The 16,903-nt window shown below is 41.7% G+C and carries 17 protein-coding genes; 7 read left to right on the top strand and 10 right to left on the bottom strand.

Features of this window, described 5'->3' with window-relative positions:
- Window positions 1-52: 52 nt before the first annotated feature.
- From DDV96_RS05500 to DDV96_RS05455, 10 genes are all read right to left on the bottom strand, one after another.
- A complete protein-coding gene (locus tag DDV96_RS05500; RefSeq protein WP_133240816.1) occupies window positions 53-1,039 on the bottom strand; it encodes a hypothetical protein in 987 nt (328 codons plus the stop codon).
- Between the two features lie 59 nt (window positions 1,040-1,098).
- On the bottom strand, window positions 1,099-1,752 hold the full coding sequence (locus tag DDV96_RS05495; RefSeq protein ID WP_116693752.1) for a hypothetical protein: 654 nt from the start codon (window positions 1,750-1,752) through the stop codon (window positions 1,099-1,101).
- 3 nt (window positions 1,753-1,755) lie between these two features.
- Window positions 1,756-3,156, bottom strand: coding sequence for a vWA domain-containing protein (locus tag DDV96_RS05490; protein ID WP_116693751.1), 1,401 nt, complete (start codon window positions 3,154-3,156; stop codon window positions 1,756-1,758).
- Between the two features lie 300 nt (window positions 3,157-3,456).
- Window positions 3,457-3,816 (bottom strand): diacylglycerol kinase, encoded by a 360-nt coding sequence (locus DDV96_RS05485; protein WP_116693750.1) that lies wholly within the window; start codon window positions 3,814-3,816, stop codon window positions 3,457-3,459.
- Window position 3,817: 1 nt separating this feature from the next.
- On the bottom strand, window positions 3,818-4,318 hold the full coding sequence (gene tpx, locus DDV96_RS05480; RefSeq protein WP_116693749.1) for a thiol peroxidase: 501 nt from the start codon (window positions 4,316-4,318) through the stop codon (window positions 3,818-3,820).
- Window positions 4,319-4,461: 143 nt separating this feature from the next.
- A complete protein-coding gene (locus tag DDV96_RS05475) occupies window positions 4,462-4,710 on the bottom strand; it encodes a DUF6952 family protein (protein WP_116693748.1) in 249 nt (82 codons plus the stop codon).
- Window positions 4,691-5,005, bottom strand: coding sequence for a thioredoxin family protein (locus DDV96_RS05470; protein ID WP_116693747.1), 315 nt, complete (start codon window positions 5,003-5,005; stop codon window positions 4,691-4,693). Before DDV96_RS05470 ends, DDV96_RS05475 begins: the two co-directional genes overlap by 20 nt.
- 5 nt (window positions 5,006-5,010) lie before the next feature.
- Window positions 5,011-5,646 (bottom strand): peroxiredoxin, encoded by a 636-nt coding sequence (locus DDV96_RS05465; RefSeq protein ID WP_116693746.1) that lies wholly within the window; start codon window positions 5,644-5,646, stop codon window positions 5,011-5,013.
- 168 nt (window positions 5,647-5,814) lie between these two features.
- The gene (gene nhaC / locus DDV96_RS05460; protein ID WP_116693745.1) at window positions 5,815-7,308 is read right to left on the bottom strand and encodes a Na+/H+ antiporter NhaC; all 1,494 of its coding nucleotides are present in this window, start codon (window positions 7,306-7,308) and stop codon (window positions 5,815-5,817) included.
- Window positions 7,309-7,429: 121 nt separating this feature from the next.
- Entirely contained in the window at window positions 7,430-8,641 is a 1,212-nt protein-coding gene (locus tag DDV96_RS05455; protein WP_116693744.1) for an aminotransferase class I/II-fold pyridoxal phosphate-dependent enzyme, read from the bottom strand.
- A 179-nt stretch (window positions 8,642-8,820) separates the two neighbouring features.
- Between DDV96_RS05455 and DDV96_RS05450 the strand changes: the two genes are divergently transcribed.
- The 7 genes from DDV96_RS05450 (at window position 8,821) to tilS (ending at window position 16,794) form a co-directional block, all read left to right on the top strand.
- Window positions 8,821-9,276 carry an Lrp/AsnC family transcriptional regulator gene (locus DDV96_RS05450; RefSeq protein ID WP_116693743.1) on the top strand — a complete coding sequence of 152 codons (456 nt, stop codon included), beginning with the start codon at window positions 8,821-8,823 and terminating at the stop codon, window positions 9,274-9,276.
- Window positions 9,277-9,287: 11 nt separating this feature from the next.
- Window positions 9,288-11,003 carry a S41 family peptidase gene (locus tag DDV96_RS05445; protein WP_240607679.1) on the top strand — a complete coding sequence of 572 codons (1,716 nt, stop codon included), beginning with the start codon at window positions 9,288-9,290 and terminating at the stop codon, window positions 11,001-11,003.
- Window positions 11,004-11,126: 123 nt separating this feature from the next.
- Window positions 11,127-12,530: a dihydrolipoyl dehydrogenase gene (lpdA, locus tag DDV96_RS05440; RefSeq protein ID WP_116693742.1), complete on the top strand. Its 1,404-nt coding sequence runs from the start codon at window positions 11,127-11,129 to the stop codon at window positions 12,528-12,530.
- A 109-nt stretch (window positions 12,531-12,639) separates the two neighbouring features.
- Window positions 12,640-13,932 (top strand): aminodeoxychorismate synthase component I, encoded by a 1,293-nt coding sequence (pabB, locus tag DDV96_RS05435; RefSeq protein ID WP_116693741.1) that lies wholly within the window; start codon window positions 12,640-12,642, stop codon window positions 13,930-13,932.
- A gap of 132 nt (window positions 13,933-14,064) precedes the next feature.
- On the top strand, window positions 14,065-14,751 hold the full coding sequence (locus DDV96_RS05430; RefSeq protein WP_116693740.1) for a fumarate hydratase: 687 nt from the start codon (window positions 14,065-14,067) through the stop codon (window positions 14,749-14,751).
- Window positions 14,752-14,756: 5 nt separating this feature from the next.
- Window positions 14,757-15,461, top strand: a complete 705-nt coding sequence (locus tag DDV96_RS05425; RefSeq protein ID WP_116693930.1) for a DUF3307 domain-containing protein — start codon at window positions 14,757-14,759, stop codon at window positions 15,459-15,461.
- Window position 15,462: 1 nt separating this feature from the next.
- On the top strand, window positions 15,463-16,794 hold the full coding sequence (gene tilS, locus DDV96_RS05420) for a tRNA lysidine(34) synthetase TilS (RefSeq protein WP_116693739.1): 1,332 nt from the start codon (window positions 15,463-15,465) through the stop codon (window positions 16,792-16,794).
- Window positions 16,795-16,903 lie beyond the last annotated feature (109 nt).

Here is a 16,903-nt window from a genome sequence, read left to right as displayed (position 1 = left end):
CGTGACAAACTACATAAAATTTTATAAATGCCGAAATGAAACCTTGCCAAGTTTAAGGTGACGGTTGAATGTTGGGTAGGGTATAGTTTATTAAAATTTGGTTGTTATCGCTCCACTGTATCCATCCTGTGGCCAAGGTACGGTTATCCTTGCTTTGTAAGTCAACTTTAAGCCAATTTTGGGTTACTTTAATTACCTTCATATTTGCAAAAGAGATGTTTACTTTGCTTGCATTAGCTAATGGTTTTATTTTTGGGGTTTGTTCTTTACCTGAAACAAAAGATATGGTATTGGTGGTCAATAAAAACTCAGGCCAAAACAGCAGCGTACCTTGATTTTTATTCATGGAAGCGGTTTGTCCATTTTTTGAATTCACTTCCACTTCTATAAATTCTCGCCCTACGGTTATTACTTTAAAGTAAAAAATACCGAATTGTTGGTTCATCGCTTCTGGCCACAAATAGGGTGGAGCAGAAATGAGTTTGAAATCACCAAATTGGTCGCGCCCTAACGCCAAGCTGTCTTGTGGTGCGTGCTGCAGAACTGTTTTTCCTTGTGTGATATTTCCGTAGAAATAAAGTGTTGGATGTTCAAAAAAATTGGGTTTAAAAAAACCGAGGCCTATATCGTTTTCTTCAGAATTACTATAATTTGCTGTATCAGTGAAATTTAACATAGCTGTGGGCTCGGCTTTTGTTTTGGGAGTCGGTGTTTTCTTAAAATTAGGTTGTGCTTCTTTGGGTTTTTTACGTTGTAAATAACGGTAATGGGTGATACCATAAGCGATTACAAGTAATAAAAGAAGCACCCAGTTAAAACGAATGATAAGTTTGAGCTTACTATAAAAAGCAATAAAAAATGAGGCGATAAACGCTATGCCACCAAATAAAACACCATAGCCTAAAACAATAGCGCCTCCTGCCAATCCTTGTCCCTTGCCCGCGTCTATCCACCCAGCATAGTAAAGACCAACAAAGAAGAAGGTGAGCAGCATTAACAAGTAGAATGCTATACGAGCTGGTTTAAAGAATTTTTTCATGGTTTAAATATGGTATTTAGACGTGAGGCCTGCCTCAGTCGGAAGCCAAGCATGAGATTTTAGGCGAACAGGTTATAGTTTACCAATAGTTTTCCGTCTTTTCTCCAGCGTATCCATCCTTTTCTTTTTACGGTGTTGTAATCGCCTGCCAAAATTTCAACTTCCATCCAATCGCCCATCACATAACGCACCCTGAAATTTGCTGGGCTGACTACTCTCCCGGCTGATTTAATCATAGGATTATCAAATACTTTTTGGTTATTGTCGATAAATTCAACCGAATGGCAATTGAGGAAAAATTGCCCCCACGAGATAAAATCTCCTTGCAAAGCACTTACGTAGGCCGTTTTACCTGTTTCTTCATTAATAATTATTTCATGGTAATCGCGCCCTAACCGCTTTACTTTTATCAAAAACACCCCGTAGTCCAATTTTTCTTTAAAAGGCATAAAGTTATCTGGTGCATAACCAATAGCATCAACGTGTGCTGCGTACCGTTTTACAAAGGTGATACTGTCCACTGGTTTTGGCTGCCTATTTTGCCTGCTGTTGGGAATATCGTATAGGTAAAGTGTTTCAACAACATCCGTTTTGGGGGTGAAAAAACCTTCGCCTAAATTATTCAACTGCTGCCCTGTAACGGGTGGTACTTGCAAAACAAGTAAGGACAAAACAATTAAAAAAGATACGTTTGGCACCATGGCAACATTCATTTTTTAAAAGTTCAATGTCTTGGTTATGGATTCCCCAGTTTTCACTTCAATGGTGAAACTTTGTGATTTTCGATCTTTATAACTTCCCAATGGGGTCACTTTTACCGTATAGGTCGCAGGATTGAGTAGAAATTCTGCTCCGCGATCGTAAGTACGGCTCCCATCTACCGCTTTTCCTGTGTTTTTTTCTTTTACGGATACCATAGTATCGATTGACTTATCTCCAACCTTGGCGTCTATAAAAAAAGTTCCAGTATTGAAATTATGTGCTAATTCAATGACCTCACCAGCAGCAACGGCTACATTTTCCAATTTTTGAAAAGTATTGAGGCCTTTCATAGCCAATGCTTGAAATTCAACTGTGTATATACCTGGGTTCACCTCAAGTTCTTTAACCCTCCCATAAGTGCGGCCACCTGCCACTACTTTACCATCTTTATCCTTGATTTTCACGGTACTGTCCCAACCTTTACCATTATTAGTAGTGGTCGATGCTATTTTTCCTCCATCAAAACTAATGGTACGTTCTGTTTTTTTATCTTCAAAACTTTCTACGTTTGTAACCGTGATCTCTTGAACGTTACTGGACATCGGCCTTACAAGAAGATCATATTTTCCTGCCGGCAAGAACATATAGCGTGTCTCCCCATAGGTGCGCAACGCATTTACTTTTTCTTTCGTTCCAGCTTTATAGGCTAAAACCCATGCATCTATTGGTTGGTCATTTTTAATGGCATATACACCAAAATTACCCTCTTCTTTATCAATGGTTTGTGAGGCTACTTCACTCATGGCGTCGCCTAACCCGCTGGCATCGGCTGCATCGTAATAATTGCCTTCGCCTGCTTTTGCGGCGCATTTTAGCTGTTCGGTCTCACTGTTTTTCAATCCGAATCCTACAATATGTAACTTGAAATCGATGCCTTCTTTTTTTGCTTTAGTTACGACGTCACAGATATTTCCGTCGCAAGATTCAATGCCGTCGGTGATTAAAACAATGGTGGCTTTTTCTTTATTTTTCCGAAGTTGGTCGATCACGGTGGTGGCCGAATAGGCAAGGGGCGTTTTACCGAGCGGTTTAATGCTTTTTACTGTTGAAGAAACACTACTTTTTGAAGTATTGCTCATAGGAAGCAACGTTTCCACATCGCGACAGTCGCCTTTTTTGCGGTGCCCATAAGCCACGAGCCCAATTTTTTGATCTTCGGAAAAATCACCAATGGATTCAGAAAGAACGGTTGCGGCAATTTCCATTTTGGTCTTACCTTCCATTTGGCCCCACATAGAGCCACTGGCATCGTAGATAAAAATAATGGGCGAGGGGGTTTCGGAAGCTTGTTCTACTTGTGCGTTTGTAGATAATACCAAAGCAAACAAGAACAGAAAAAGGGTGTTTAATTTCATAATCAACTTATTTGGTAAAGTAAAGTTACGTAATTATTTTTTTTGGGAATAAACTTACAATCAAACACTTAACCAGTCAATTACCCGTTTGGGTGGTATTCTGTTTTTTGTAAAACTGTTGAGATTTTCAGTTGTGTTCTGGATCATTTCTGATACTAAAATCAGCTATTTTAAGCAATTTAAAAGTAGAGAGAGCCATGGGGCTAAATAGAAATACGGCATATATAATTTTTTCCGTAACAGAATAATAGAAAATCGATAGCACGAAGGCATCTCTCAAATAGAAGGTAAAAACTGAACCTAAAATTTCGGAATATAAATGATGCACCCTACAACCACCGCACCAATCGCGGCAAAGAAAACCGCCCCGGCGGCAACGTCTTTTATAAGGCCTATTTTGCTGTGATGGTCGGGGTGGACAAAATCGGCAATTTCCTCCACGGCCGTGTTGAGCCCTTCCATGCTCATAACAAGTGCGATGGCGAAGATTTGGAGCATCCATTCGGTAGAAGAAATGTTGAAATAAAAACCGGCAACGGTCATGACTACGGCTATAAAGGCCTGTACTTGGATGCTGGGCTCCTTTTTTAAGAGTGTCCAAGCGCCTTTTGTAGCGTATCCCGCTCCTTTTAGGCGTTTGCCAAGAAAGGAATTCCACATACTATAACAATGGCTTTAAAGCTGAAAGATAATCGGGTTCTTCGCCAATTTCGGGAACTTGTTGCGAGTGGATGACGGTTCGGTCTTTATCCAGCACAATAACGGCCCTGGAATGGAGCCCCTCCAAAGGACCACTGATCATTTCCAAACCATATTCCTTCCCAAAGTTTCCGGTCTTGAAGTCTGAAAGGTTGGTGACGTTTTCAATGCCCTCATCGCTGGCAAAGCGTTTTTGGGCAAAAGGCAGGTCCCGCGAAATGCACAATACCTCGGTATTTTTTAATCCGGTTGCCTTTTCGTTGAATTTTCTTACCGAAGTAGCACATACATCGGTATCAATGCTTGGAAATATGTTTAACACCAACCGCTTCCCTTTGAAGTCTTCAAGGGTTTTGGTCGCCATGTCTCGATCGGTCAACTTGAAGTTGGGTACTTTATCTCCTTTTTGAGGTAACGTGCCAGAGGTTTCCACTTGGTTTCCGCCTAATGTAATGTGAGCCATTTTCTAAGTTTTTTTAATTTGACGTATAAATTTACACAACCTTTTGGAGAAGTTTCTAAAAGTAATCATAACATTTCAAGGTGTTAAAAAAAATCCCCCGCAACCAAAATTACGGGGGACTGGAAATTAATACTTATTACGTGCTACCGGTCTATGGATCCGATCACTTTTTGTGCAAAAGCGTTAGCGGCATCGCGTTCCGGCATTCCGTCTTCGATCATTTTATGTACTTCCACGGCGCCACAAAGGTTGGTGATCAATTCGCCAACCACATTTAGTTCTTCATCACTTATACGATTGTATTCGCTAAAGGACTCCAATACTTCAATGCAGTTCTCTATCTGCGCGGTGGAGTTGTTGCGCTGTAAGTGCCTAATTACTGGTAACTTCATCTACTAATGACTTTAAAGGATCAAACTTGTTGGTTTGAACCTGGTTCACAAATTTTCCGTCTTTGAAGGTGGCAAAAGTCGGCAGGTTGTCCACGGTGGCCATTTTCCGGCTTTCCGGGAATTTTTCTGCATCGACAAGCACGAATTTAAAGTTTTCCACTTCATTGGAAAGTTTTTTAAATTTCGGCTTCATCAGCCTACAGTTTCCACACCAAGATGCGGCGTACTGTACGATGACGTTTTGCTCTTCTTCAACCAGTTGTTTCAGGCTGTCTTCTTTAAGTTCTACTAACATGTTATTTAGTTTTGTAAGTATGTAGCAACACCTTCGCGGGAAGCTGACATCGCTTCTTTACCTTCTTCCCAGTTTGCAGGGCACACTTCGCCTTTTTCCTGAACGTGGGTGTAAGCGTCAACCAATCTAATGTATTCGTTTACGTTACGGCCCAATGGCATATCATTAACGCTCTCGTGGAAGATTTTACCTTCTTCATCAATAAGGTAAGTGGCACGGTAGGTTACGTAAGAACCTTTTAAGGTGATGCGGTCGTTTTCTTCGTCATAATCTTCTCCTTCAATGTCCAAAATGCCCAAGGCGCTGGAAAGGTTGCGGTTGGTGTCTGCCAACAACGGATAGGTAACACCTTCAATTCCGCCATCGTCCTTTGGTGTGTTTAACCACGCAAAATGCACTTCGGGCGTATCGCAAGAAGCACCTATTACCATTGTGTTCCTGTCTTCAAATTGTTTTAAAGCTTCTTGAAATTTGTGGATTTCAGTAGGGCATACATACGTGAAATCTTTTGGGTACCAGAACAACACTACTTTTTTATTGTTCTTTTTAGCTTCTTCCAGAACGTTTATCTGAAGGGTGTCGCCCATCTCGTCCATGGCATCTACTGTAATGTTTGGGAATTGTTTTCCTACTAATGACATATCTATTTATTTTTAAGGGTTATCGTTTTATTTCACCCACAAAAATAGGATAATTAACCGCTTAATTTTCTAAATGAAAACGTAAAATTCTATTTTAGTATAGACAAAACAAATAGTTGTACTATAAAACTATAAGAAAATATTTTAGAACCTGTAAGCACTGTGGTTTTAGGCGCTTTTGGCTTGGGTGAGCATTCTTATTTTTATGCGGAACGCTGCAAATAAAAGCGTCATAAATGGGCTGAGCCAGTTAAAGATAGCAAAGAAGAAAAATTCGCCCACGCCCACGCCCAATACTTTGGAGTGATAGGCTCCGCAAGTGTTCCACGGGACGAGCACCGACGTTACCGTACCGCTGTCTTCCAACGTCCGGGAAAGGTTTTCCGGCGCCAAGCCTTTGTCTTTATACGCCTTGGCATACATTTTTCCGGGAACAACGATAGCTAAGTATTGGTCCGATGCCGTAAGGTTCAATGCCAAACAGCTGGCTACCGTGCTTGCAAACAGTCCAAAAGTGGTATGGAACAATTTTAACAGTGCTTTGCTTATAGCGGCCAGTGCTCCAATAGCGTCCATGACACCGCCAAAGACCATAGCACAGATAATAAGCCAGATGGTCCCCAGCATGCCGTACATGCCGCCGGCCGAAAACAAATCGCTCAAGGCTTCATTTTCGGTAGCTACTGCTGTATCAACGGTAATGGCATCCATAATACCTTTGTATCCGCTGGCAAACGTGAGGGTGTCGCTACCGCCAATGGTAGCCACGATATTTGGTTGAAAAATGAGGGCTGCCAATGCTCCCAATAGCGTACCGGCAAGCAATGCAATAAGCGGGGGTGTTTTTTTTATGATCATCACAATGACCAAAAGGGGAACTACAAACAACCAAGGACTTATCGTAAACGAAGCTTCTATGGAGGTCAATATCGCTTCCGTATCCACGGCTCCTTTGGGATCTAGGCCCAAGCCAATGATGATAAAAACGATAATGGTTATGGCAATGGTAGGCACCGTGGTAAACGTCATATAGCGAATGTGGGTAAACAGGTCGGTACCGGCCATAGCTGGCGCTAAGTTGGTGGTGTCGCTCAATGGGGAAAGCTTATCTCCAAAATAAGCCCCAGAAAGTATAGCGCCGGCTGTCATACCTAAAGAAATGCCCAGTGCCCCCGCTATTCCTATCAGCGCAATGCCCACAGTGGCAGACGTGGTCCAGCTACTTCCTGTCGCGATGGAAATGACCGCACAAATAATGACGCAAGAGGCTAAAAATATGGTTGGGTTTAGCACTTGGAGACCGTAATAAATCATGGTGGGGATCACCCCGCTAATCATCCAAGTACCGGCCAAGGAACCGACAAACAAAAGGATTAAAATAGCCCCGGTGGTCGATTTTACGTTTTCTGAAACCTCTTCCACCATCTGGCTGAACTTCACCTTGTTAAACGCCCCGACTATGGCGGCAACGGCAGCGCCCATCAATAATATAAACTGGTTGCTTCCGCTCAAAGCATCGTCGCCATACGCATAGAATACGTTATAGAACAGCATAATAATGAGGGCCACCACAGGGATTAACGCTTCCCAGATATTCAATTCTTTGTTTTCTACAATGTGTTCATCTTGAGGTTCTCTTGGTTCGATGTTTTGGCTGTCCATTAAATTGGGTTTAGTTTTTTGATGTGTAATGTTACGATTTTGTTAAAAGGTATGCAAATGAAAAAGCGAACGTTAGTATAAAACTACGTTCGCTTTTAGATAAAATTATATTTAGGAAGTCCTACAAAACCCCAACCTTTAACATACATTCCCGCATCATTTTATACGTACGTTCTATGTTATTGTCCAAGCCAATTGAAAACCGGATCAATCCGTCGGTGAGGCCCATTTCGGCTTGTTCTTCTTCGGGAATTTCTGAAGAGGTTGAGGTTCCCGGCGCACTGAACAAAGTTTTATAAAATCCTAAACTTACTGCCAAATAACCCAAATTGCGTTCTTGCATCAATTCCATCAGTTCGTTGGCTTTGTCCAAATTCCCAACATCAACCGTCAACATACCGCCATAACCGTATTCGGCATTCATCATTTTTTTGAATTTCTCATGGCTGGGGTGCGAGGCCAATCCTGGATACACGGTTTTTAGTCCATCATTTTGAAATTTTTCGGCCAAGTACATCGCGTTTTTACTGTGCTGTTTCACCCGAATGTGCAAGGTGCGCAAATTTTTAAGGATGGACGCAGCACGCATGCTGTCCATCGAGGCTCCCATCAACATACTGGCACCATCGTTTACGTTCCTCAGTTCGTCTATAAACTCTTGTGTACCGCACATAACACCGCCCATGGTATCGCTGCTACCGTTAATGAACTTGGTCAAACTGTGCAGCACTACATCGGCCCCAAATTTTGCAGGTGAAACAGAAAGCGGGGAGAAGGTATTGTCCACCAATAATTTTACACCGTGTTTTTTAGCAAGTTTGGAAAGTTCGGCGATATCGGCTACTTCCAGTAACGGATTGCTTACCGTTTCACAAAAAATCACTTTGGTGTTTTTGGTGATGGCCGCTTCTACTTTATCGATATCGGTAATATCGACAAAAGCAGTATTGATGTTCAGCTTTGGGGCAAAATTCTTTAGGAAGGCGTAGGTTCCGCCGTAAATGGTCCTACTGGAAACTATGTGGTCACCGGCGCAGCACAATTGTAAGAGTGCCGGTACAATGGCGCCCATACCGGTTGCGGCGACATTAGCCGTCTCGGTACCTTCCATAGCGGCCAAAGCTTCACCGAGATATAAATTTGAAGGCGAAGAATGACGGGAGTATAAGTAACAGCCTTCTGCATCGCCTTCAAAGGTATCGAACATGGTTTTGGCTGAAAGGAAGGTGTAGGTCGAAGAATCGGAGATGGAAGGGTTCACCCCTCCAAATTCCCCAAAATACTGGAGGTCTTGAATGTTGTCTGCCGGATTGAAATCGTTAGAATTGGCCATGGTGGTATGTTTTTAGTATATAATTACGTGTTAATTTCTTCAAAAGTAGTAGTAGTTAGACAATTTATCAATAGTTAGTTTAATATTCAGAATATAAAACAGTTCAAATAAATAATTACAGTTTTTATTGCTGAAATATTCATTAATTTCAGTATGTTTCAGAAAATTTTTCAGATAATATGTTAGACAAAAAAGACAAAGCCTTGCTGCAATTGCTTCAGCAAAACGCTAAACAAACCAATAAACAACTTGCCTTGCAACTGAACCTTTCGGTAACAGCTGTATATGAACGCATTAAAAAACTGGAACGGGAAGGAGTGATTACCAAGTACGTGGCTTTATTGGATAAAGAAAAGGTAAACAAGGGCTTTACCGTGTTCTGCCACATAAAACTGGTGCAGCACGCCCAAGACTACTTGACAAAATTTGAAGAAGAAGTCACCAGTCTTGACGAGGTTTTGGAGTGTTTTCATGTAAGCGGCGATTATGATTATTTATTAAAAGTGGTTGTGAAAGATATTAAGCAATTTCGGTCGTTTATGGTCAACAAGCTCACGACTATCAAACACATTGGGAGCACACAGAGTTCCTTTAGCATTAGTGAAGTGAAGAATACAACGCAACTTAGCGTATAAATTGGCGGAGTTTGGGTACTACTTATGGTTATGGCTCGATAGCTTTTATAAATACCGTGAAGAATATTGGGGCTGCTGCGTGCTTTTTCAAACAAAAGGCTATTTTTGATGTACCGATCAATAAAATCTACATGACCAAAACCTTTCTTTTAATAAGACCAGCCTTTTTAATTGCTGGGCTCATACTGGCAACCTCCTGTGCAAGTGTCAAAAAATACAATAAACAAATTTCAAAAAACCATACGGTTTCCGAACTGCGCGAAGATGTCGATATTGCTTATGCCCAGCTTAAAAAATATCACCCAAAACTCTATCAATACACGGCAAAAGAAACACTGGACTTTAAGTTTGACAGCTTAAAACAAGCTATTAAAACGCCATTGACCAGCCGGGAATTCTATGAAAAGCTGGCACAAGTCGTGACCCACGTGCATCAAGGCCACATCAGTGTGAGTCCGCCATACATAAAAAGAAAACGGAAAGCACGTAAAAAATTCCGGGATAAAAAATTTGCGTTCAACGCCATGGATTTTGAGTATTTGAACGACAAACTGTGGGTCATCGATGCGAATGAAAAAGACTCCGCCTTGGTAGGTGCCGAAGTGGTTGCCGTTGGTGGAGCGCACCCCAAATTCCTTATAGAAAAATACAACACCTTGATTGCAAGCGATGGGTATAACACAACGCTTTTTGAGGGGATGGTGGGGTCACGATTTCCTAAATTTTACCGAAAAAACCAAGGATTTGTCGATAGTTTAAAAGTAACGTTCAAGAACACAGATTCGGTTTTTAACAAAACGTTTCATTGGATAGCCCCAAAAGATAAAGCTGAAAAAGACAGTACGGCTAATTCAAAAAAACAGCGAATGACCCGTGAAGAGCGAAAAGCCGCCCGCATTGCCCGTAGGGAAAAAAGAAAACTAAATGATAAATACGGATACATTAAAGAAAAGGACGAGTTTACGCGCATTTTTAAATTTATGGATAGCGATAGTACGGTGGCCTATATGAAAATACGGGGCTTTACCAATGGTAGTTATGACGATTTTTATGAAGAAAGCTTTGCGGCTATGGACGCGGTAGGAACCAAACACCTTATTATAGACCTTCGCGACAACGGTGGTGGAAGACTCGCCGAAATAAATGAACTTTACGGCTATTTGACCGATGAGGAATATCAATTTATCAATAAAAGTGAAGTAACCAATAGGCTACCGTTCCTGAATTTTTTGTTTGCGAATGGCAACTCCTGGTTTCTAAAGGGATTGGGGGTTGTTTTTTCACCCTTCATCGCAGTGCATAACCTTATAAAAACCGAAAAACAAGAAGAAAAAATCTACTACCGCTGGAAATACACCAACACGCAAAAACCCAAAGAAAACACTTATAAAGGAGCTGTTTATGTGTTGATTAACGGAAACTCCTTTTCAGCATCCTCCATTTTATCCACACACCTAAAAGCTACAGATAGGGCAACATTTATAGGGCAGGAAACGGGTGGCGCCTACAATGGCACGGTTGCTGGGCTTTTCAGGAATTACGAGCTGCCCAATACCAAGGTAAGGCTCAGGATGGGGATCATGCAACTTGAAGCACCGTATAAAACAGCACCCGATGGTTATGGCGTAAAGCCCGATGTAGAAATCACCCCCACACGCAAAGATAGGGAAGCGGGAATCGATTCAGAATTACAGTATGTCTTGAATAAAATAAAAAGTGGCAAATAGAAACCCTTTGATGTTCCGTTCCACGGTTTATACTTCTTGGCTCCACAAATTTTTGAACCCTTAAATTTTCAAACTATAGTAGACTATCGTACCTTTGTCCCTTCAAAATTAAAACCACAGATTATGTCAAAATACGATGTTGCCGTTATCGGTTCTGGTCCTGGAGGATATGTTGCCGCCATTCGCTGCGCACAGCTCGGGATGAAAACCGCAATAATCGAAAAATATAATACCCTTGGGGGCACCTGTCTTAATGTGGGCTGTATCCCCAGTAAAGCGTTACTGGACTCTTCGCACCATTACGAGGAAACCGTCAAACATTTTGAAGACCACGGGATCGAACTTCCTGGCGATGTAAAAATCAACTTCAAAAAAATGATCGATCGTAAAGCTTCCGTAGTGGAACAAACCACCAAAGGGATCGATTTCTTGATGAACAAAAACAAAATCGACGTATTTACCGGTGTAGGTTCTTTTAAAGATGAAACCCATATTGTAATTTCTTCCGATGATGGTGACAAAACCATCGAAGCAAAAAACACCATTATCGCCACCGGAAGCAAGCCCGCGACCCTTCCTTTTATTGAATTGGATAAAGAACGCATCATTACCTCGACCGAAGCATTGGTTTTAAAAGAAATCCCAAAACACATGGTCGTTATAGGCGGTGGCGTCATTGGGCTGGAACTGGGTCAAGTATATCGCCGTTTGGGTGCCGAGGTTTCCGTGGTGGAATATATGGACCGCATCATACCTACGATGGACAAAGCACAAAGCAAAGAATTGACCAAGGTGATGAAAAAACAAGGTGTGAAATTTTATGTATCGCATAAAGTTTCCGCAGTAGAAAGAAAAAAAGACGAGGTAACCATCACTGCAACCGATAAAAAAGACAAAGAAGTAACTTTTACTGGTGATTACTGCTTGGTTTCAGTAGGAAGAAGACCCTATACCGATGGTTTAAAAGCAGAAAACGCTGGGGTAAAAGTAAATGAAAAAGGCCAGATTGAGGTCAACGAGCATTTACAGACCAACGTGAAAAACATCTATGCCATTGGCGATGTGGTAAAAGGTGCCATGTTGGCGCATAAAGCTTCGGAAGAAGGAACGCTGGTGGCCGAACAACTGGCCGACCAAAAACCGCACATCAATTATAACCTTATCCCAAGTGTGGTCTATACGTGGCCAGAAGTGGCTTCGGTAGGAAAAACCGAAGAACAGTTAAAAGAAGATAAGGTTGAATATAAAAGCGGCCAGTTCCCGATGCGTGCACTGGGAAGAAGCCGGGCCAGCGGCGATACTGACGGATTTATAAAAATCTTGGCCGATAAGGAAACCGATGAGGTGTTGGGCGTTCACATGGTAGGTGCCCGCGCAGCCGATTTAATAGCCGAAGCCGTAACGGCCATGGAATACAGGGCCAGCGCAGAAGATATTGCCCGTATGAGCCACGCGCATCCAACGTATGCAGAAGCGGTTAAAGAAGCGGCATTGGCTGCAACTGAAAACAGACCGATACATACGTAATCTGTTTTTTATAAATTAGTTACATTAAAAACCATTCCAGAAGCTACGGAATGGTTTTTTGCGTTCTAAATGCTATGTTTGTACTTCAATTACCGTAAATCCACCCTCGATGCGAGTCGTTAAAAAAAAATCCATTGCTTCTTTGCCCGATGTAAAAGTCCGCATCCTTACTTGGGCACAACAGTTTGAAGAAGTGGCTTGGATGGACAGCAACAGCTTTGAGGCCAACCACAGCAGCTATCAGGCAATTTTGGCCGTCGATGCGTTTACTTCCATCCGGACCGATCACTTTAACGCTTTTGAAAAACTGGAAGAATACCAACGTACTGCAAAAGACTGGATTTTCGGTTATTTGACCTACGATTTGAAAAATGATGTGGAGAACCTTTCCTCTTCCAATGATGATGGGTTGGCTTTTCCCGATTTACAGTTTTTTCAGCCTAAAAAAATTTTCTTTTTTTCTGAAACGGAAGTGGAAATTCAGTATTTGAACGTGGTTAGTGACGAACTGGAAAGTGATTGGGAAACCATTGAAAATACAACAGTTCCTGAAGCAATCAACACAAATGATTCAGTGAAAATCAGGTTACGAACAACTAAAGATGACTATTTTGAGAAAGTAGGCCGTATGTTGAAACACATAGAACGCGGCGACATCTACGAAGCCAATTTCTGTCAAGAATTTTACGCCGAAGCTACCGGGATCGATCCCTTGTCCACTTTTTTTCATTTAAACGAGATTTCCCGTCCGCCTTTCGCCACTTTTTTAAAGCTTTCCCAGTTGTACGCCCTATCGGCTTCGCCTGAACGGTATTTAAAAAAAACAGGCAATACAGTGATTTCCCAACCTATTAAAGGGACGGCCAAGCGGTTGCCAAATCCTTCCGAAGACCAAAAAATGGCAGAAGCATTACAGAACGATCCCAAAGAACGCAGCGAAAACATCATGATAACCGATTTGGTGCGAAACGACCTTTCCCGTATTGCCAAAAAAGGGACCGTTGAGGTAGAAGAACTTTGTAAAATCTATACCTTCGAGCAAGTACACCAAATGATTTCCACCATTCGTTGCGAAGTGAAAGCATCGGTTTCCCCGGTCGAAATTATTAAAAACAGTTTTCCAATGGGTAGTATGACAGGTGCCCCAAAAGTTTCGGCCATGAAAATAATCGAAACGCTTGAAGATGCCAAACGCGGCCTATACAGCGGAGCAGTGGGCTATTTTACTCCCACGGGCGATTTCGATTTTAACGTGGTCATCCGCAGTATTTTATACAACGAAGCTAAAAAATACGTTAGCTTCTCGGTAGGAGGCGCCATAACGGCAAAATCGGTTCCCGAAAATGAATACGAGGAATGCTTGCTAAAAGCCCAAGCCATGCGAACGGTTTTGGAAACCTAACCTTATCACTCATAAACCCCATTTATGTGCGTTAATCATCATAATTACACTTTATGTACTTAAAAGCACATAATTATACTTTATGACTATAAATACACATATTTTTGTATATTTGATAAAAAAATAATTTTCATGAACTACGCTGTTTTGTCTGGGGACATCGTCTCATCGACCAGTTTGCACGGTAAGGACCGTAATTTGGTGGAAAAAGAACTCGCTAAGTTATTGAAAGACCTGAAACGGGAATTTAACGTGTATGGCCGCATCATAAAAGGCGATTATATAGAATGTGTGGTGCCAAAACCTAAAGATGGTTTGCGGGTGGCGCTGGCCATTAAAAGTTTTGTAAAATCCATCCCTATTGAACTGAACAGCTATACCAAAAATAAAAACCGCGTTCGCTTGTTTAAAACCCACGGTTTGCGCTTGGCAATAGGCTACGGGCCATTAAGCCGGTACAAGCCCGAAGAAGGCATTATAGACGGAGAAGCCATTTATTTGTCAGGTCGCGAAATAAGTGGGCAATCAACACACAACAAAGAACGGGTGATCATTAAAAACACCCTGTTTTTTGCTTCGGAAAATAACGAGCTCAACAAGCGGTTCAAACCCGTTTTTGAATTACTGGACACCTTATTGGGAAAAGCGACCGCCCGGCAGTGCGAAGTATTGTATTTAAAATTACTGAACCAACAAGAAGACGACATCGCAAAAGCGTTGGGCATTGGCCAGTCTGCTGTAAACCGGCATTCCACAAGTGTTGGCTGGAACGCCATTGAAACGGCTGTACTGGATTTTTCTGAAACAGTTTCTAAATGATCCCTATGGAATTTTCAACATTTTTATTGCTTCAGTTTTTGGCACATCTACTGGCCGACTACTTTTTTCAATGGACTACTATGGCCGAACAAAAAAATCGTTTAGGTTTTAAAAGTAGCCTGTTGGTCTGGCATGTGCTCATAGTTTTTGCGGTCTCGTGGCTGTTGGCATTTCAATGGAGCTTCATCTATGGCGCTGCGATTATAGCGGTGTTGCATTATATTATAGATGGTTGCAAACCCTATATAAGCCGAAGCAAACACATAGGCCGCTATGCTTTTTTTATAGACCAAGCCCTGCACATTATCGTTTTGGGTACGGTGTGCTGGGGAGTTGCCAAGTTTCAAGGAATCGACACCTATTGGCAGCCACCGCTGGATATTAAAGGCCTGTTTTTAATTGTAAGTTACCTTATTTGCTTAAAACCCGCCAATATTTTTATTCGTGAAGTGTTCAGCGCTACTGAAATTGAAGTCACCAGCGACAACGAACTGCCCAATGCAGGAAAAGTGATCGGTGTTTTGGAACGCCTATTGACCTTGACCTTTATCGTGATCGACCAATACGAAGCGGTGGGGTTTCTCATCGCCGCCAAATCCATTTTGCGCTATCGGGACGAAGAAACCCTGAAAACCGAATATGTTTTAATAGGGACCATGCTCAGTTTTGGCATTGCCGTCGTACTGGGTATCGTAACAAACGTACTGTAATATGCTCACACCTTTCAAAACCCATATTGATGCCAACTTTTCATTCCTGAAAGGTAAAAAACTGCTTATCGCTTGCAGCGGGGGCGTGGACAGTGTGGTGCTTTCCTTTTTACTGAAAAAATTAGGGTTCAATATTGGGTTGGCCCATTGTAACTTCTCTTTGCGCGGAAAAGAAAGCGATGGCGATGAAACCTTTGTAATAGATTGGGCCGATAAGCTCTCCATTCCGGTTTTTGTTGAAACCTTCGATACCAAGGTGTTTGCCAAAGACCACAAACTTTCCACACAAATGGCTGCCCGTGAGCTGCGGTATCAATGGTTTGCCGAAATTTTGAGAAATTTTAAATACCATTACGTAGCAACCGGGCACCACGCCGATGATGACTTGGAAACGTTTTTCATCAATTTAAGCCGTGGTAGCGGATTGCAAGGTTTTACCGGAATACCTGAAATAAACGAAACGATAATAAGGCCTTTATTGCCATTTTCCCGTTCGGATATTGTTGCTTTTGCTGAAGAGAACAATTTAAAATGGCGCGAGGACAGCAGCAACACATCAACCGATTATCTACGGAATAAATTGCGCCACGATGTACTGCCCGAATATAAAAAAGCAACTGAAAACCTATTGTCGAGTTTTCAGAAAACTCAAAATTATTTAAAAGACAGTCAGGATTTAATAGAAGACTATATGGCGTTGGTCTATAAGCTTGCCGTAACCGAAAATGTTGATGGCTACACCCTTCATATTGAAAAATTACAGGAACTACCCCATACCAAAGCGGTGCTGTACCAATTGTTACATCCTTTTGGTTTTACCGATTGGCCAGCAGTTTCAGATTTGTTGCATGCACAAAGCGGAAAGCAGGTTTTTTCAAACAGCCATCGATTGGTAAAAGACAGAGAGGAGTTATTGTTGACCAAAATCGCTTCCAATGAAAACCAACCGGACAATACAACAGAACGAAAAGAAATCTTAATACAAAAAAATACCTCGGAAATAAGCCGTCCATTGCACATGGAATTTCACCCTATTGATAGAATAGGAACTATTGACAGCAGTGTAATCTATGTGGATGAGAAGAAATTAATCTATCCGCTAACACTTAGAAAATGGCGTGAAGGAGATGTTTTTCAACCTTTTGGAATGAAAGGGAAGAAGAAGTTAAGCAAGTTTTTTAAAGATGAAAAGCTATCTTTGGTGGCGAAAGAAAAAATCTGGGTGCTCTGCAGTGATTCAGAAATTATTTGGGTAGTGGGTTACAGGGCCGATGACCGGTTTAAAGTAAGTCCAGAAACAACCAATATTTTGAAAATCAGGGTTAAAAAATAGATCCCAACTGCATGTCGTAGATTTTAGAGGTACAATAAAAATAAGCGTCCCAACCTTTCGGCGGGACGCTAATAACAAACCTAACTTAGTAAATCTTTACGAAGTAACG

Source organism: Marixanthomonas spongiae, assembly GCF_003095375.1.
In the GTDB taxonomy this organism is placed as follows: Bacteria; Bacteroidota; Bacteroidia; order Flavobacteriales; family Flavobacteriaceae; genus Marixanthomonas; species Marixanthomonas spongiae.
The sequence above is the reverse complement of the archived record's forward strand: the minus strand, read 5'-3'. Positions and strand labels throughout refer to the sequence as shown.

Bases quoted from the DNA above. Each gene is read 5' to 3' on its own strand.
- DDV96_RS05500 (WP_133240816.1), bottom strand. From the start codon at position 1,039: ATGAAAAAATTCTTTAAACCAGCTCGTATAGCATTCTACTTGTTAATG.
- DDV96_RS05495 (WP_116693752.1), bottom strand. From the start codon at position 1,752: ATGAATGTTGCCATGGTGCCAAACGTATCTTTTTTAATTGTTTTGTCC.
- DDV96_RS05490 (WP_116693751.1), bottom strand. From the start codon at position 3,156: ATGAAATTAAACACCCTTTTTCTGTTCTTGTTTGCTTTGGTATTATCT.
- DDV96_RS05485 (WP_116693750.1), bottom strand. From the start codon at position 3,816: ATGTGGAATTCCTTTCTTGGCAAACGCCTAAAAGGAGCGGGATACGCT.
- tpx (WP_116693749.1), bottom strand. From the start codon at position 4,318: ATGGCTCACATTACATTAGGCGGAAACCAAGTGGAAACCTCTGGCACG.
- DDV96_RS05475 (WP_116693748.1), bottom strand. From the start codon at position 4,710: ATGAAGTTACCAGTAATTAGGCACTTACAGCGCAACAACTCCACCGCG.
- DDV96_RS05470 (WP_116693747.1), bottom strand. From the start codon at position 5,005: ATGTTAGTAGAACTTAAAGAAGACAGCCTGAAACAACTGGTTGAAGAA.
- DDV96_RS05465 (WP_116693746.1), bottom strand. From the start codon at position 5,646: ATGTCATTAGTAGGAAAACAATTCCCAAACATTACAGTAGATGCCATG.
- nhaC (WP_116693745.1), bottom strand. From the start codon at position 7,308: ATGGACAGCCAAAACATCGAACCAAGAGAACCTCAAGATGAACACATT.
- DDV96_RS05455 (WP_116693744.1), bottom strand. From the start codon at position 8,641: ATGGCCAATTCTAACGATTTCAATCCGGCAGACAACATTCAAGACCTC.
- DDV96_RS05450 (WP_116693743.1), top strand. From the start codon at position 8,821: ATGTTAGACAAAAAAGACAAAGCCTTGCTGCAATTGCTTCAGCAAAAC.
- lpdA (WP_116693742.1), top strand. From the start codon at position 11,127: ATGTCAAAATACGATGTTGCCGTTATCGGTTCTGGTCCTGGAGGATAT.
- pabB (WP_116693741.1), top strand. From the start codon at position 12,640: ATGCGAGTCGTTAAAAAAAAATCCATTGCTTCTTTGCCCGATGTAAAA.
- DDV96_RS05430 (WP_116693740.1), top strand. From the start codon at position 14,065: ATGAACTACGCTGTTTTGTCTGGGGACATCGTCTCATCGACCAGTTTG.
- DDV96_RS05425 (WP_116693930.1), top strand. From the start codon at position 14,757: ATGGAATTTTCAACATTTTTATTGCTTCAGTTTTTGGCACATCTACTG.
- tilS (WP_116693739.1), top strand. From the start codon at position 15,463: ATGCTCACACCTTTCAAAACCCATATTGATGCCAACTTTTCATTCCTG.